At 56.0% G+C, this 15,711-nt stretch carries 20 protein-coding genes; 7 read left to right on the forward strand and 13 right to left on the reverse strand.

Annotated features, from left to right (window positions below; all coding sequences use genetic code 11):
• The first annotated feature begins 266 nt into the window (after nt 1-266).
• The 5 genes from IPI71_08805 to hisB all read left to right on the forward strand — a co-directional run bounded on the left by IPI71_08805 (nt 267) and on the right by hisB (nt 4,302).
• Nucleotides 267-782, forward strand: coding sequence for a zinc-ribbon domain-containing protein (locus tag IPI71_08805; GenBank protein ID QQR72005.1), 516 nt, complete (start codon nt 267-269; stop codon nt 780-782).
• A gap of 133 nt (nt 783-915) precedes the next feature.
• Nucleotides 916-2,118 (forward strand): methionine adenosyltransferase, encoded by a 1,203-nt coding sequence (locus IPI71_08810; GenBank protein QQR70737.1) that lies wholly within the window; start codon nt 916-918, stop codon nt 2,116-2,118.
• Nucleotides 2,096-3,013, forward strand: coding sequence for an ATP phosphoribosyltransferase (locus IPI71_08815; protein QQR70738.1), 918 nt, complete (start codon nt 2,096-2,098; stop codon nt 3,011-3,013). Before IPI71_08810 ends, IPI71_08815 begins: the two co-directional genes overlap by 23 nt.
• A 1-nt stretch (nt 3,014) precedes the next feature.
• Nucleotides 3,015-3,734 carry a 1-(5-phosphoribosyl)-5-[(5-phosphoribosylamino)methylideneamino]imidazole-4-carboxamide isomerase gene (locus tag IPI71_08820; GenBank protein ID QQR70739.1) on the forward strand — a complete coding sequence of 240 codons (720 nt, stop codon included), beginning with the start codon at nt 3,015-3,017 and terminating at the stop codon, nt 3,732-3,734.
• Complete coding sequence (hisB, locus tag IPI71_08825) at nt 3,721-4,302, forward strand: imidazoleglycerol-phosphate dehydratase HisB (protein ID QQR70740.1); 582 nt, start codon at nt 3,721-3,723, stop codon at nt 4,300-4,302. The genes IPI71_08820 and hisB overlap by 14 nt, the downstream gene beginning before the upstream one ends.
• A gap of 30 nt (nt 4,303-4,332) precedes the next feature.
• Here hisB and IPI71_08830 read toward each other — a convergent pair whose 3' ends face one another.
• The 4 genes from IPI71_08830 to IPI71_08845 all read right to left on the reverse strand — a co-directional run bounded on the left by IPI71_08830 (nt 4,333) and on the right by IPI71_08845 (nt 7,044).
• On the reverse strand, nt 4,333-4,542 hold the full coding sequence (locus IPI71_08830; GenBank protein QQR70741.1) for a HEAT repeat domain-containing protein: 210 nt from the start codon (nt 4,540-4,542) through the stop codon (nt 4,333-4,335).
• Nucleotides 4,543-4,883: 341 nt separating this feature from the next.
• Entirely contained in the window at nt 4,884-5,090 is a 207-nt protein-coding gene (locus tag IPI71_08835) for an NFYB/HAP3 family transcription factor subunit (protein QQR70742.1), read from the reverse strand.
• A gap of 197 nt (nt 5,091-5,287) precedes the next feature.
• Nucleotides 5,288-6,037, reverse strand: coding sequence for a methanogenesis marker protein Mmp4/MtxX (gene mtxX / locus IPI71_08840; GenBank protein QQR70743.1), 750 nt, complete (start codon nt 6,035-6,037; stop codon nt 5,288-5,290).
• The gene (locus IPI71_08845; GenBank protein QQR70744.1) at nt 6,034-7,044 is read right to left on the reverse strand and encodes a methanogenesis marker 2 protein; all 1,011 of its coding nucleotides are present in this window, start codon (nt 7,042-7,044) and stop codon (nt 6,034-6,036) included. Before IPI71_08845 ends, mtxX begins: the two co-directional genes overlap by 4 nt.
• 81 nt (nt 7,045-7,125) lie before the next feature.
• Between IPI71_08845 and IPI71_08850 the strand changes: the two genes are divergently transcribed.
• Complete coding sequence (locus IPI71_08850) at nt 7,126-8,565, forward strand: replication factor C large subunit (GenBank protein ID QQR70745.1); 1,440 nt, start codon at nt 7,126-7,128, stop codon at nt 8,563-8,565.
• Here IPI71_08850 and IPI71_08855 read toward each other — a convergent pair.
• A complete protein-coding gene (locus IPI71_08855) occupies nt 8,538-8,960 on the reverse strand; it encodes a hypothetical protein (GenBank protein ID QQR70746.1) in 423 nt (140 codons plus the stop codon). The two genes, IPI71_08850 and IPI71_08855, sit on opposite strands and share 28 nt — an antisense overlap.
• A 15-nt stretch (nt 8,961-8,975) precedes the next feature.
• On the opposite strand from IPI71_08855, the gene IPI71_08860 reads away from it, so the two are divergent.
• Nucleotides 8,976-9,521, forward strand: a complete 546-nt coding sequence (locus tag IPI71_08860) for an archaemetzincin family Zn-dependent metalloprotease (GenBank protein QQR70747.1) — start codon at nt 8,976-8,978, stop codon at nt 9,519-9,521.
• Nucleotides 9,522-9,904: 383 nt separating this feature from the next.
• On the opposite strand, the gene IPI71_08865 is transcribed toward IPI71_08860, so the two are convergent.
• The 8 genes from IPI71_08865 to IPI71_08900 all read right to left on the reverse strand — a co-directional run bounded on the left by IPI71_08865 (nt 9,905) and on the right by IPI71_08900 (nt 15,478).
• The gene (locus IPI71_08865) at nt 9,905-10,225 is read right to left on the reverse strand and encodes a 50S ribosomal protein P1 (protein ID QQR70748.1); all 321 of its coding nucleotides are present in this window, start codon (nt 10,223-10,225) and stop codon (nt 9,905-9,907) included.
• Nucleotides 10,226-10,253: 28 nt separating this feature from the next.
• Nucleotides 10,254-11,108, reverse strand: coding sequence for a 50S ribosomal protein L10 (locus tag IPI71_08870; protein ID QQR70749.1), 855 nt, complete (start codon nt 11,106-11,108; stop codon nt 10,254-10,256).
• Entirely contained in the window at nt 11,108-11,752 is a 645-nt protein-coding gene (locus tag IPI71_08875; GenBank protein QQR70750.1) for a 50S ribosomal protein L1, read from the reverse strand. The genes IPI71_08870 and IPI71_08875 overlap by 1 nt, the downstream gene beginning before the upstream one ends.
• Before the next feature lie 56 nt (nt 11,753-11,808).
• Entirely contained in the window at nt 11,809-12,282 is a 474-nt protein-coding gene (locus tag IPI71_08880; protein QQR70751.1) for a 50S ribosomal protein L11, read from the reverse strand.
• Nucleotides 12,283-12,390: 108 nt separating this feature from the next.
• The gene (locus IPI71_08885) at nt 12,391-12,864 is read right to left on the reverse strand and encodes a transcription elongation factor Spt5 (GenBank protein ID QQR72006.1); all 474 of its coding nucleotides are present in this window, start codon (nt 12,862-12,864) and stop codon (nt 12,391-12,393) included.
• A gap of 5 nt (nt 12,865-12,869) precedes the next feature.
• A complete protein-coding gene (locus IPI71_08890) occupies nt 12,870-13,064 on the reverse strand; it encodes a protein translocase SEC61 complex subunit gamma (GenBank protein QQR70752.1) in 195 nt (64 codons plus the stop codon).
• A gap of 6 nt (nt 13,065-13,070) precedes the next feature.
• Nucleotides 13,071-14,162: a cell division protein FtsZ gene (gene ftsZ / locus IPI71_08895; GenBank protein QQR70753.1), complete on the reverse strand. Its 1,092-nt coding sequence runs from the start codon at nt 14,160-14,162 to the stop codon at nt 13,071-13,073.
• Complete coding sequence (locus IPI71_08900; protein QQR70754.1) at nt 14,159-15,478, reverse strand: D-tyrosyl-tRNA(Tyr) deacylase; 1,320 nt, start codon at nt 15,476-15,478, stop codon at nt 14,159-14,161. The genes ftsZ and IPI71_08900 overlap by 4 nt, the downstream gene beginning before the upstream one ends.
• Nucleotides 15,479-15,711 lie beyond the last annotated feature (233 nt).

The raw sequence follows: 15,711 nt of genomic DNA on the forward strand, positions 1-15,711 counted from the left end.
CCGTGGGTGCAGAACGGTATCTCTATCCGGGAGAGGAACTCCGGGTCTGTTCTTCCGACATCCAGATCAAAAAATTCATGTTCGAGGCATATCTTACCAACCGCCGCTTCTTTCTCATCGATCAGATCGATCGGAACTCGGGGGTGACGGCAAAAGAGATTCCCGTGGATGCAATCCTCTCTTCATACCTTGAAGAGAGCCCGCTGCATGAGCCGGTTATCGTCCTCTCGGTCCGGACGGCTGATGACGATATCCGCTTAATGAAAATGACGTTCGTCCATATCGGCAGGGAACGTGAGCCGGAAGCTGAGGAGTGGGTGCATCTCCTGGCACATGCCGCGCCCGGAACAACCGAATCAACGGTGCAAGGACCGGCGGAACGGGCTGGAAAGACGGCATCAATCCCCCCTGAAACCCGTGCCCTGTCGGATACCATCGTTCTCCCATATCAAGCTGATTCCCGGTATGGCGAGCAGGCATATCCTGCCCCTTCCCGCGAGATAACGCTCGCACCGGCCCCGTCCGCCCCAAAACCATTGCCCGATGGATCACCGGAGCAAAAAGAGACGGCAGTAATCATGTTCTGCTTCCATTGCGGGAAAAAACTCCCGCCTATGGCAAATTTCTGTCCGTTTTGTGGGACAAGGGTGCATACCAGGCACGAGGATGTACCATTCCAGGAAGGTCATATCCCGCCCCCGCCCCAACGTTCTAGGGAGCCCGAACCTGAAGAACCCCAAAAAAAGCGAGGGTGGCGACGGTTTTTTGTCAGGGAACGGTAAAAGCGGGCAATTATCCAGAACCCGGTTCTCCTGACCATTTATATCATCCTCCTCGATAGTCGCCAAAAGGAATGATTAAATGATTTCCCATCGTCTGTATTATGATTAACAGCAGCGGGAGACTTGAGACCTGATGAAGCGGAATATCAAAGTGGAGGCCCTGCAGCAGATACCGCTCGAACAGCAGGAGATCGAGCTTGTCGAGCGAAAGTGTATCGGCCATCCTGACAGCCTTGCCGATGGTGTCGCAGAGTCGATCAGCCGTGCACTTTCACAGGCGTATCTTGAAGAGTGCGGGGCTGTACTCCACCACAACACCGACCAGGGAGAAATTGTCGCGGGAGAATCCCGTCCAAAATACGGGGGCGGAAAGGTAATCCGGCCGATATACATGCTTCTCGATGGCCGCGCCACGAAACAGTTCAATGGGATTCATATCCCGACCGATGCCATCGCCCTGGAGGCTGCCCGGAATTACCTCAGGACCACCCTCACCAACCTGAATCTTGAACGGGACATCATCATTGATTGCCGCATGGGAACGGGATCGACCGATCTAAGGGATGTATTTAAACCCTGCCAGGAAACCACGCCGCGGGCAAACGACACATCGTTTGGTGTCGGACACGCGCCGTTCTCTGAAACAGAAACCATCGTCCGCGAGGTGAGCGATTTTATCGATGCCACTCTTCGGCCGAAGGTTCCAGCCATCGGGCAGGATATCAAGATCATGGGGCTTCGGGACGGCAAGACCATCACCCTGACCCTTGCCTGTGCCATCGTCGACCGGTATTGTTCAGGTCTCCCAGAATATCTCGAGTACAAAGAAGTACTGAAAGAGGAGGCGGGAAGGGTGGCAAAGATGTTCACCACCAGGAAGGTGGTGATTGATGTCAATACCGCAGACGATATCGATACGGGAAGTGTGTTCCTGACCGTCACCGGGACCTCTGCAGAGATGGGAGATGACGGCTCAGTCGGGCGGGGCAACCGCTGTAACGGGTTGATCACCCCCAACCGCCCCATGAGCATGGAGGCAACGAGCGGGAAAAATCCCATCAACCATATCGGGAAGATATACAATCTTCTCTCCACAGAGCTTGCCCAGCAGTGCGCCAGGGAAGTCGAGGGCATCGAAGAGATTTACATCAGGCTCCTTTCGCAGATTGGGAAGCCCATCGACCAGCCTCTGGTTGCCAGCGTCCAGGTCCTCATGAAACCCGGTTCCAGACTCAGTGCGGTCAAAAGTGATATAGAAGCAATTCTTGATACAGGGCTTGCAGACATCACCTGCATGACCGAGAAGATCATCCGTGGCGAAGTCCGAACTTTCTGAAGTACCCGGTTCCCCTGGGAATGGATCTTTCGAACCGCTCGTCAGGCTTGCCATTCCCAACAAGGGACGGATTGCCGGCCCCATCCTCGACCTGATGGAAAAGAGCGGCCTCCATCTCCTCGACCAGGGGGATCGGCGCCTGATATCGCGGACCCCAGATCCACATATCGAAGTGCTGTTTGCCCGCCCTATCGATATCCCCGAATACGTGGCAAACGGTGCTGCCGATCTCGGGATAACCGGCCGGGACATGGTGCGCGAACGGGAGGTGGATGTCGAGGAACTTCTGGATCTCCGCACTGGGAAGGCTACCCTCGTGCTTGCCGTGCGGGACGAGTCCCCGATCAGGGCGCCAGGAGAACTTACGGGGGCAAAGATTGCAACCGAGTTCCCCCGGATTGCGGCCCGGTATTTCTCCGGGCTGAATATCCCGGTCATAATCGTTCCGGTCGGCGGTGCCTGCGAGGTTACCCCCCATCTTGGCATTGCCGATGCCATCCTTGATCTGACGAGCTCGGGAGAGACTCTCAGGTCAAACCGGCTCAGAGTGGTGGCTGAAGTTCTCACCACCAGCACCATCCTGATCGCGAACCGGAATGCATACCGAAACAAGAGAGAAAAGGCCGATGAGATTGTGCTTGCCCTTGAAAGTGTTCTCCGGGCCAGGGGCCAGTGTTACCTGATGATGAACGCGCAGCGATCCTGCCTCGATGAGATCAGGAACCTGCTCCCCGGTCTCTCCGGCCCGACGGTCATGGATGTTGCCTCACGCGAAGACCTGGTGGCCGTCCATGCTGTTGTGGGCGAAGAACGGGTCTATGGTCTCATCAACCGCCTGAAACGCGCCGGTGCCCGCGACATCCTGGTCATCTCTATCGAACGGATCATCCCCTGATATGTACGTCTTTCCTGCCGTTGATATCCTCCGTGGCCGCTGTGTCCAGCTGGTCCAGGGAAAGAGGGAAACGGCAACAGATTTCGGGACGCCGGCTGCTTGTGGCCGTCGGTGGATGCTGGAGGGCGCCCGGCACCTCCATGTCATCAACCTCGATGGGGCGTTCGGTGATTCCCGGTGCAATGCCGAAGTGCTCCGGGAGATGATTAAAGAGCTGGGGATCCCTGTCCAGCTGGGAGGAGGTATCCGGTCGTTCGAGGATGCGGTCGGATGGCTCGACCTCGGTGTAGAGCGGGTCATCATCGGTACGGGTGCCGTCAGGGAACCGGACCTGATTGCGCGGCTTGCCGATACCTTCGGCAGTAAGAGGGTTATGGCCGGAGTCGATGCACGCCAGGGAAAGATCGCGGTGGAGGGATGGGAAAAGACCGCCGGCGACTACATTGACTGGGCAAAACGCTTCGAGGAGCAGGGAGCAGGCTTCCTCCTCTATACCAATGTCGATGTTGAAGGGCGACAGGAAGGGATATCTCCTTCTCCCGTTTCCCGGCTGATCAGTTCGGTCTCGATACCCGTTGTCGTTGCAGGGGGGATCACCTCGCCCGGTGATATCAAAGCATTAAAAGTAATAGGCGCCCATGGAATAGTACTGGGCTCTGCGCTCTACTCGGGAAAGCTCTCCCTGTGCGCCGCCTTGGAGGCAGCAGATGAGGATCGGTGAAATTTCACGGACAACCAGGGAGACGGACATCTCGGTCTGGCTGGCTCTTGAAGGGACTGGGATCGCAGCCATAAACACCAGCCTTCCATTCCTCGATCACATGCTCGAAGCCATGACGCGGCATGGACGCTTTGATCTCACCTGCACTGCGACAGGAGACCTGCATGTTGATGCGCATCACACAGTGGAGGACTTGGGAATCGTGCTCGGTGAAGCCATCAGGAAGGCAGTGGGAGACGGAAGAGGTATCCGGCGGTTTGCTCATGCCATCGTGCCAATGGATGAATCCCTTGCAACCGTTGCCCTTGATTGCGGCGGGCGAAGTTATCTCGTCTATCAGGGCTGTTTCTCGGCAAAGAAAATCGGAGGCATTGAAAATGACGTCTTCGAACATTTCTTTCACAGCCTGTGCACGAAAGCCGGGCTGAATGCACACATCCTGTTCCATGGACGCAATGATCACCACCAGTGCGAAGCTGTCTTCAAAGCATTCGGGATCGCCCTCTCCGGGGCTGTCCAAATCGTTGAAGGAATAAGCGATATACCGAGCACAAAAGGAGTCCTTTAAAACGACCTGGAAAGACGGGCCGCCTTCTTCTTATCGCAATTTTGCCGCAATTACAGTCAGGGCTTCATAGGCTGCATGTTTCACCAGGTCATCCTCGTCCATGCAGGCGCGGAAGAGCGGCTCCACCGCGCGATGGTCACCGGAGGTACCGAGAGCGGTTATCGCCATCATCCGTATCTCCCTGTCCGAAGATGTCAGGAGAGGATAGATATCCTGAAAAAGGGGCTCCGAATCAGGCATGCCTGGTCCTTCGACCAGAATTGAGAAGCTGGCCTGAGCAGCTTGTGAATGATACGTATGTGAGCCTGTTCCGGGCCGTGTATGTGTATCGGGAACAGAATATGTCCGGTCTGGTTTTTCCGACATTGCCGGCCCCATCCTGTTCATCAACCCCCTGCTCCCTCGTAACGAGGGTGAATAAAGGGTTTGTGGAAGGGTTAAAAATGTTTATGCAATGCACCTCTGCATGGCGCTCAGGATTGGAGAAAATGAACAAAGGCTACCGCTATCAGGGTGTTGAGAAAAGATGTTTGATGCCACCTTGAGGCTGCTGCGGTTGGATTATGAAGGGGATAGTGTGATTATGCGGACTTAGCCGCAAGTTCTACGTCCTCTTCCTTGATTGTCTTCCTGCCCGCGTGGAGTGCGAGCCTGTTTGCTTCCTTGGTTAGGTTTGCAATGTAGTCTTCCGCCTTTGCCACAAGGGCGGCAGCTGCATCGGAACCGACTCTTTCAGCACCATTCTTCTTGGCAATTCTCACAACTGCAGCAATAGGTAAATCTGCCATAATATTACCTCAAAACAAAAGTATATCAGGAAATATTTAAACATTTCGCGAATTATGACCTAATTTGCTTGCAATAGCCTATTGGGAATCACTTTGGACCAATCTGTGGAAATGTGCCTTACAGGACGCTCTCCATCTGGAAATAAACCCCATTACATATCCTGAAAGGAATAATAAGCCTGCATCTTATTTGGATTCTATTTTGAAAGCATATATGCCAGCCTTATTGCATTTGCGTAGTCCGGTGTTGCGCGCGAGGTGTCCACGAAAATCTTGCCGATATTAAGGACCGGTGCGCCATGCCCACGACCCGATCCCAGAAAGATGAGCGTACGGAAGATTAAATTTCCTGATATCCCGTCAGGAGCAATGATGACCCCGCAGTCCCGTACCGCATCCTCGATGAGGATCTGGTAGTGGACTCCTCCGGTCATCCGTGCGATGAGCTCTGCATCGGCAAGGCTCCGGTCGACGGCTGGGTGTCGTCCGATATCCCCGGATCGCCCTCCAGACAGGACGCCAATCCTTTCCGGAAGACCAAATCGCACCGCCATCGCCTGTGCTTTCCTGGCAAGTTCGATCCGCTCACCAATTTCCCACCCCTCATCAACACCGACCGGAGCGAGAAAAAAACGTGCACCCCCGGCTGTTTCCAGAAGCGCAGCCCGCTCAAGGCGCTGCACTCCGCATGCAGCTTTCAATGCCGAGAGTGTCTCGTTTGCCGGCAAAGTCCCGCGGACACCGGCATCAATGCGCCCGTCCACGAGATCGGCAACGAGTGTACCGGCGGGGTCTTTGCAGGTTCTGATTCTGATCCCGGAGCGTGGGGGGAGGGTGATCGTATCGTCCTGTATGTAGGCGAAAAGGGCAACCCCGCTCAAAGATCCGGCGATACTCCTGATAACCTTCTCTGCATCTCCGGCAATTCCAATCCCGATAGTCCTCACAGGCGTGACCCGTCATCGGAGTAGAGTCGCATGACCCCGTTCTTGGAGAAGTCAAAAACCGGTGAGCTCTCTCCGGCATACACAACCTGAAGTTTCCTGGTCGAATCAACCGAACCTATGACCTCCGCGCTCATACCGACACTGGCGAATTGACGATGGATTTCATTGGTGTTTTCCTCGGGGACGGTGAGAACGAATCCCATGCCGGGATATATCCGAATCCATTGTTCGAAGGTCATATAGTTCGCTGCGAGGTCAGGTTTTGGGATCCGCTCGAGCTCGATTACCGCCCCTTTCCCGCTGACTTCAAGCAGCATCCCGAGTGTCCCAATCATTCCCGGGTTACTGATATCCTTTCCGGCGGTCATGAGATGGGCCTTCCCCAGTTCCTGCATGAGGCTCACCTGTGCACGCACTTCACCTGCTGACTTCATGGTAACCGAATCCCAGTTGAGAGCACAGGACGGATGGACGCGCCCGTTGAGGTCGATGGCAATCATAACGGCGTCCCCGTCGCGGGCCGTGTGGCTGTAGATGACTGCATCCCTGGGAGCGATGCCGAGTATGGCCACATCGATGACGCTATACGGGGTGTCGGGATGGAGGTGTCCACCGACAATTGGTACCCCAAACTGGAGTGAAGCATCATGCATTCCGGCAAGTACCTCATCCTGGATGCGATGATCGGAGATGGACAGGACATCGACCATGGCAAGCGGTTTTCCTCCCATGGCGGCGATATCGTGAATGTTGACCAGAACCGAGCAGTAGCCGGCCCAGTACGGGTCGGCCTCCATGAGACGGCTCCAGATGCCATCGGCAGCGAGGAGGAGTACCTCATCTCCATGCTCGATGACGGCTGCGTCCTCCCCGAACGACGCGATGACTTCCGGAGCATCGATCCTGATAGCCCGAACCATCGCGCCAATAGCATGTTTCCTCTTTACACCTTCGTATTCCCTGACCACAGAGGCAATTCTCGCGGTGGAGCAGTCTTGTACTGGCATGGAATCCTCGAAATCCGGTTCTTACTATCCATTCGGCATCATCAGAGATAATTTATTTGATACACCGTTGAAGAGATAGGCATGGACTGGGCGTCGAAATACCGCCCGAAGCACGTGAAAGAGCTGGTCGGCAACAGCACCGCCCTACGCCAGATGGTGGATTGGGGGCAGACCTGGACAAGGGAAAGCCGGCCGTTGATCCTCTATGGGAAACCGGGCACCGGCAAGACGTCGAGCGTGTACGCACTTGCTGCCGATTTAAACTGGGAGATCATCGAGCTTAATGCCAGCGACCAGCGGACTCGGGATATAATCCTGCGTATCGCCGGCACGAGCAGCCAGACCGGCAGCCTGAGTGGTGCCGGGCGGAAAGTCATCTTACTTGACGAAGCAGACAACCTCCATGGAACAGCAGACCGTGGCGGAGCCCGGGCAATCCTCGAGGTGATCAGGACGGCCCGCCAGCCGGTAATCCTTGTCGCCAATGATCTCTACCAGATCTCGGTGGAGATCCGGTCCCGGTGCGACCCGGTCCAGTTCCGCGCCCTTCCCGCACGGTCGATCATACCCCGCCTCAGGTTCATCTGCAGCAGTGAACATCTCTCGTGTAATGATGCAGCCCTGGAAACAATAGCCGTGGCAGCGGAAGGTGATATGCGAGCGGCCATCACCATGCTGCAAGCCGCTGCCATCGGAAGACAGGCTCTTGTGGAGGCCGATCTCTCATCATCAAAAAAGGACAGGCGGTCAACGGTTTTTGATCTAGTGGCCGCAATCTTCGGAAAGACTGGCGGCGAGGATCTCATGAAGATCTCGTACGAAGTGGATGAGACGCCTGACACCCTTGCCCAGTGGATCGAGGCTAACATCGGTCAGATCGGCGAGGGCAATCGGGTCTCCCGGGCGTACCAGTACCTGGCGCGTTCCGATGAGTACATCGGGCTTACCTACCGTCACCAGTATTATACGCTATGGCGATACGCCACGTTGTTGATGGTTCTCGGGGTCTCTGAAGCAGCGGGAGGTTCTGGCATCCATACCCGGATAAAAGCCCCTGAACGCTGGAAAAAGATGGGTAGTTACCGGAAACAGAAGGCAATCCGCACCGGGATGCTCGATAAGGTCTCTTCCGGCCTGCACATGTCCCAGCATTCGCTCCGCGATCGCTATCTCCCGACGGTTTCAGCCCTGGCCGACCGTGACCCTGCAGAGTTTGCGCGGGAGTTCTCGCTCGATGCCGATGAGCTGAACCTCCTCATCCATGATAAGACGCGGTCCGCAAAAGTGGTAAAAACTCTTTATGACGAAGAGAAGAGGCTGGAGAAGGAGCGGGAAACGGCCGAGAGAGCGGAACGCAGGAAGTCCGCTGCCACCAGGAAGGGAACGGAACGCACGCATGACACCGCACCCGCACAGGAACGGGGTGAAAATCAAGGCGGCGGGCAGGAACAGGCCGATACACGCCCGGATGTGGAAGTGAAGGATAGAAGATCTCAAAAGACCCTCTTCGATGGGTTCTGACACCTGTGGTAGCGGTGGAGGGCTACACCGCAGTCGATGATTTCACCACCGTCCCCGTATGTCTCAAACCCAAGGTGGTACACAATCAGGTCGCAGTTGATGCGCCGGGCGAGCATGATCAAGGCCGGCACCATCTCTACCGCCGGGCGGATGGCGTATACGACCTCGACATCCTTGTATACTGCCGGATCGGGAGAAAAAATATCATCGATAACAACGGGAGCCGCCAGGGCCCTTCTCGGCTGCCTGATATCGGTACAGATAACGGACCCCCCGGCAGCGACTATTGCACGGGCTGCGGCATCATTCTCTCCAACCCCCACTTCAGCCGCTGACCGGTACCGGGCCGCTATCCAGGCGCCGATGGTCTGTTCAATATATTTATTGGCGCCCATCGTGAGTACATGGTAATGGATCTCCTTATTTTTTGGGATTCCGGTGCACCCAGCGGTCTCGGCCTTCCTGTCTCACGTTGTATCGGGGATCTTTTTGCACTCCCGGCGCAGGTCCGACCAAACCCCCTCATCCTGAATGGTTATGACGGTTCCCGGAACCAGACCGATGCCCATGCGGTCCTTGATTCTCTGGGGATTTTCAGGCAGCGGCGAGCAGTCATGAATCCGATACTCCTCGTTTGCGGAGCCGATCTCTTCACCGCAGGAGTGACCTCTCTCTTCGGGCTCTCCCGCCCCCGCTCTCTCGTTGCCGTGGTCTCAACGGCCCGCCTCGACAATAGATTTTATGACCTCCCGGAAAACGAGGAGGATCTCGTTGACCGCCTGGTCAAGGAGAGTGCTCATGAGATCGGGCACCTCTTCATGCTCGAACATTGCGATGATTCCCGGTGCATCATGTTCCCTCCTCTGACCCTTGATGACCTCGATCGGAAAAAGCGATGGTTCTGCCCGTCCTGCCAGGCCATGCTTGAGAGCGTCACCCTGCAGGCAAGCATCTGAGCAAAGGTGGATGGGGCAAGGGAATCCCGCCTGGCTTTTTTCCTGATCTTCGGTTTTTGCTCCAGAACGAAACCACCTGCGATCAATCATGATCAGACCGTAATTTACCTGCCGATCGGGACAGGGAATACTGAAGTTACCCAACAATGTGAATGAAGCTGGATTTCACTTCGGATCAGCAATTGTTCTATCCCAGGCCCGGGAAACCCCTGAAAGGGAGTAAAAAGCAGTGGACTGGTTGATGATAACCGCATGATTTGCGTGGTGATGCAAGAATGCGGAACAAAAAGTGGTAAGACCATTTCATATGTACTGCCTGTGACCACCGCGGTCGGGTATACAGCATGAAAATGGCGGAGCCATTTTCACGGGAAAAGAGGGATTCAGCCGAACAGGGCTCCAAGCCCTGCCATACCGCTCTCTTCCTCTTCTTTCTTCTCCTCGGCTGCCGGTGCTTCTGCGGCAGCGGCAGCGGGCGCGGCTGCAACAGCTGCGGCAGCGGGTGCGGCTGCGACGGCGACGGGGGCCGCTGCTGCCTTGCTGATTGCCTCTTCGATGTTTACGCCTTCGAGGGCGGCAACAAGTGCCTTTACACGGGCGTCGTCAACAGCGATACCGGCAGCGGTAAGGACCGCCTTTACACTCTCTTCCTTGATTGCCTTTCCTCCCTTGTGGAGGAGGAGGGCTGCATAGATGTACTCCATTCCTTTCACCTACTCTTCAAATTCGAATTCAGGATCCCCTGACCATGTTCTGGAGGGCTGCACTTTCTCTCTGTGCTTTTCCGATGATTCCATCGATCACGTCTTTCTCATAGATGCTTGCCTCAATGGCAAGTCCCCGTGCCTCTCTCACCGCCCTGGCGATGATCGGCGCTGCGGTCTCCTGGGTCGGGATGACTGCATTGACAGAGAGGTTGAATGCCTGCTGTGAGGCGATGGTGATCTGGCTGAAGATGAGATCTTCATCGATGGCAAGGACGGACGGCTCATAGAGGCTGCCTTCATAGAATGCTGCCTGGAGGATGAGCCCGACATCCATCGGTTTAATACCAAGCTTTGCCAGCACATCGGCCTGCTTGGGACCGATGGTGTCCCCTTTCCTGACCACGGTCCTGGTCTCGCGTATCTTCACCTTCCCCGCTTCGATGGCGGCGGGAATTCCCGCCTGCTGCAGTTCGCCGACAATCGGACCCGGTTTGAAACTGGTCGGTCCTTTTTCGACCACGATGTCGTCGGGGGCTTTCTCACCGGGCCTTGCCACCATCTTGGTCTTTGTCTTTTCGAGCTTCTTGAACAGCTTGAACGGGTTTTCGTTGGTGAAAATGAGCGCAGAATGACCAGAAAGCCGGCCGGCAAGCACGGCGATCTCCCCGCCGATCTCGGAGAACGCATGCTCGATCAGCGTGTTCCTCGTCATCTTGAGCTTCACCGATCCTCGCAGGTTCCTCCTTATCTGCTGGAGCTGGGTGGCGGGAATGCCGTACATGTCAACGAGTCCTATGAGCGCGTACCTGCCGGCATCTGCCTTGATCTCCTCGACCTCCCGCCTCTTCCAGGCAGGGAGGTGATGGGTGTACAGCGCCATTATACCAGCCTCTCCGCCGGCCCCATGGTAGTCTTGACGTAGACCGACCTGATGTTCATGGGCCCCTGCTCCAGGGTGCTCTCGATCTTCTTGAGGACTGCATCGATGTTATCGGCGATCTGCTCCGGCGGCATCTTGGTGGACCCGACTTTCACATGGAACGTCTTCTTATCCTTGGTCCGGACCTTCACCGAGTTCCTCAGGCGCTCGACGATCGGTCTTATATCGGTCCCGCCCGGGATCGGGGTCGGCATCCTGCCCCGGGGTCCCAGTCGCGGGCCGAGGAACCGGCCGACCTGGGGCATCACGCTGGTCTCGGCAAGGAAGAAGCGATACGAGCTTGCAACCTGCCGGGCTTCGCGTGGCTCTCCACCGAGCCGTTCAATCTCTTCAGGACTGATAATCAGGTCGACACCCGCCTCCCGTGCCTGGGTGGTGATGTCGCCCTTGCCAAGAACCGCTATACCCACTTTCCTGCCGGTGCCGTGGGGAAGAAGAATCGTCTCATCGATACGGTTCTTCGGTTGCGCCATGTCGATGTTCTTGAGATTGATGGTGAGATCAACGCTCTCTGAGAACTTCCGTTCCGGCGCTTTTTTAATGGCCGCTTCCACGGCCTCCAGAATCCTGGCCCTTTCTACCATGCCTTTCCTCCATAGTTATCGACCTCTTCTGATCTCCTATGGTTTCTTTCACAAGCCTATACAAAGACCGAGTCGTATGTTCCGGCATCGATTGCCGCAAGGACTTCCTTGGGGCGTTTGCCATCAACATTGACGCCAACGCTCACGCAGGTCCCGACAACTTCCTTGACCGCATTCTTCAGGTCGTAGGAGAGCATGTCATTGGCCTTCATGCGGGCGATCTTGACTGCAGCCTCCATCGGCAGGTCCCCAACAACCTGTAAGTTGGGCTCGGGGGATCCCTTCTCGATATTAACCTCTTTCTTGATGAGAGCCGTTGTGGGCGGTATCCCCACCGTGACCGTGAAGTTCTTTTTGTCGTCAACATTGATCTTCACCGGTACCTGCATACCGTTGAAGTTCCCTGTCTTTTTGTTGATTTCGTCGACGACCGCCTTCACGTTAATACCAAGTGGTCCGAGTGCCGGGCCGATGGGCGGACCGGCTGTTGCCTTGCCTCCAGGGACTAAAACCTCGACCACGTCTGCCATGGTATCACCATGCTGTCCCGCTGATGGGTATTCAGCGTGGGTTAAAAAAGGTTGACCCGGAGGGACTTAAATGTTATAGCCGACCAGTGATGTCCATTGGACCCATGTTCAGCTCGCCTCGCCGCGATCGACAACCCGGACATTGTCTCCCCTGACGGTTATTGGGATCGGAAGCACGCTCTCGTAAAGCTCGACTGTTATCTCCTCCTTTCCGGTGTCGATCCGTTTTACGACGGCCTTTTCACCCTTGAACGGACCGGCAATGAGCTCGACGATAGTGCCTTCCGAGATGCCGCTGACGACCGGTTTCGGGACAAGGAAATGGGCCACCTCGCGAAGCGTTGTCTCACCTCGAACCACGGTACGCGCATGGGCGACCTTCTCGACCAGCTGCTCGATCCGGGCCAGGCTCTCCGGTGTCTCCACAAGAACATATCCCTTCAGCTCATCGGGTACGATGATGGCTACCACCTGGACATCAGTGGCCTTGGTCTCGATGGCCTTCTTGATGTTATCAGCGACCGTTCTTTCCTGCTTCGAGGTGGTCTTGATAGCAAAAATACGGTTGGTGAATTCTTCCATATCCATCAGGGCAGGGGAATCATGCCAATGTAGATCAGGAATCCGATCAACCCGACAATGAGGACGCCTGCCGCAGCAACCAGGGCGATCTTCCTGAACTCTTCCTTCGTTGGAGTTCGTGCGAGCTTGAGGATACGCCAGTACTTGCGGAAGAGTTCCTCGTTGATATTGATTTTGAAATCAGGTTTTGCAATCTCCATGAGGTATCACTTGAGAAAATCTATCTCAAACTGTTTCTGGACTTTGGGGGTTATTTTTTCGTTCCTACCATATATTTGTGGCGACCGCACCCCTGTCACGACCAGCATGGTCCGCATCTTGGCCTGCATCCCCGGATCAACCTGTGCCCCCCAGATAATGCGCGCTCCGGGATCGATCCTGTTATACACTTCCTGGATGACGCCCTCGGCTTCGGCCATGGTCATGTCCGGGCCTCCGATCACGTTCACCAGCGCGGCAGTTGCACCCGAAATGTCTACATCGAGAAGGGGCGAGCGGATGGCTTTCTTGACTGAATCGGCTGCTTTGTCCTCGCTGTCGCTCTCCCCGACTCCGATCATGGCCACCCCTCCGCGTTCCATGACTGTTCGGACGTCTGCAAAATCGAGGTTGACCAGGCCGGGCATGGTGATCAGTTCCGTGATGCCCTTGACCGCCCGCATGAGGACTTCATCGGCAACCTTGAACGCGGCGTAGAGTGGGAGTCGTGGGACGACTTCGAGGAGGCGGTCGTTCGGGACAACGATGACCGTATCGGCCACATCTCTCAGCCGTTCCAGACCCGCTTCCGCATTTTCCATCCTGATCGAGCCTTCCGCGGTGAACGGCAGGGTGACGATCGCGATGGTAAGGGCACCCTCGTCCCGGGCAGCTTTCGCGACGATCGGTGCCGCTCCTGTACCTGTCCCTCCACCCAGGCCGACGGTGATGAAGACCATGTCACTGCCGGATATGAATCGCTTGATGTCCTGCTCGTTTTCGAGGGCGGCTTCCTCGCCGATCTGGGGGATGGATCCTGCACCAAGACCCCTTGTGCGTTGCCTCCCGATCAGGATCCGATGGTCTGCAACAGTCCTGGCGAGGTGCTGGGCATCGGTATTCATGGCAACCAGGGTAGCCCCGCAGATTCCTTCTTCTTTCATCCTGGTGATGGTGTTTGAGCCGCTCCCCCCACACCCGATCACCGTGATCTCGGTCTTGAGTTCTTTGAGTATCTGGTCGAGTTCCTCATTTTCCGTTTTTATATCATCCGGCTGGGAACTCACCTTGGTCAGCGCCTCTTCAACAATCGATCTCATCTTTTCTTCTCCAATCCCGGGATTCGGATATACTTCTCTTCACAGATGCGGACCATGTCCGGAGTGATCTCACGGCCATCGACAATCACCGGAATGCCCCGCACCAGATCACCGAAGAGCGGTCCCCTGGGAACACCCAGACTGCGCGCACGGTCCGGGTCAAACTTCGGTTTCCTGATTATGAGCTGATTGCCCTCAATCGCCGTGTTTTCTCCTCTACTTATGGTTGTAACGCATAAGCTTATTAAATCATTCAGTACAACGGATGAGCTTTCACCGGTGACGATAAAGACCGGAAGGATAGAAGTTTTGGGCGTGGAAAGGACGATTACCGGGAGCCTCTCCAGCGCCTCGCCAAATCCTGCAGGATCAACCCTGTTCGCTTCATGGACAAGATCCAGGGGGAGACTGATGGCAGCCGGAGCGCCATCTGCAACTGCACCGGTAATGTGCAGTTCTGCCCGGGGATCGATTGAGCGGGCGAGTTCCCTGATCCGGTTCCAGGTATCCCAGGAGAGGTCCTTCATCCCGAGTATCTCAGTCTCGGTGAGCCGGGGTATGCCTGCTTCTGCTACCAGGCGGTCCAGCCTGGAAAGCTCGCCCGGTTTGAGGGCTTTTCGATCGAAATACACAGCATCGGCCGTGCTCTTCCGGACCAGCTCCAGGAGCAGTTCGCGGTCGATAAAACCCGTCTCCCGTGAATGGATGATGTGCCCGAATGCCGCACGGGAACTGATGGCGATCTCTGTCTCGCGACGGGCATAGTGTGTTCCCCCTATCCCTACCAGGGAGATGTTACTTCGGGGTTCCGCTGAAAGGATGCTCCGGGCAACGGCCTCTCCCGCACAGGGATCGGTCCACTCGCGTTCCGTGCTCCCGATTTCAACGAATAGTGAGGGGATGTCGAGCTCTGTGGGGCCGTGATGGGTCACTTCGTAGCAGACCCGGTACCCAGGGGGGGCATGATCCGCGAGGCGGCAGAGGATGGCGTGCATCCACGAAGGCGCAGCCTGTGCCAGTGACGATGGCCTGCCCCCGAGTCGTGCAGGACCGGTGTTCCCCGTAACATGCACGGTCAGCACCGGGACGGGATTGATGCTTGAATGACGGGATAGAAAGAGGATCAGGTCGGCATCGAGCGACTGGTCAAGGTTATCCTGCGCGATCAGTCGTTCCCTGACTTCATGAAACGAGAGATCATGCTGGCAGAGCGGGAATTGCAGGCCGGCACCGGGCCGGGAGAGAAGATCATCGATATGATGCCGTATCGTGCGTCCTCCCGGATCCTGCCGGGAGTGCACCAAAGCGATCCTCACCGGGCCTGTCCCCTGGATATTCTATCTCGTGATGCTGGAAACATGGTAAACCCTATCTCCCAGTACACGTACTATTGTTTCTATGGATGAAGAAAAGATACGTTCCGTTTTCGAAAAGGAAGGGATCGGCAAGGAAATAACGTGTCCACAGGCATTCACCATATCTGAAAAATACGGTATAGCAAAGATGGACATCTCCCGGTACTGTAACCGGAATAGTGTCAAGATCAGGG

The organism is Methanolinea sp., assembly GCA_016699325.1.
Classification (GTDB): domain Archaea; phylum Halobacteriota; class Methanomicrobia; order Methanomicrobiales; family Methanospirillaceae; genus UBA9949.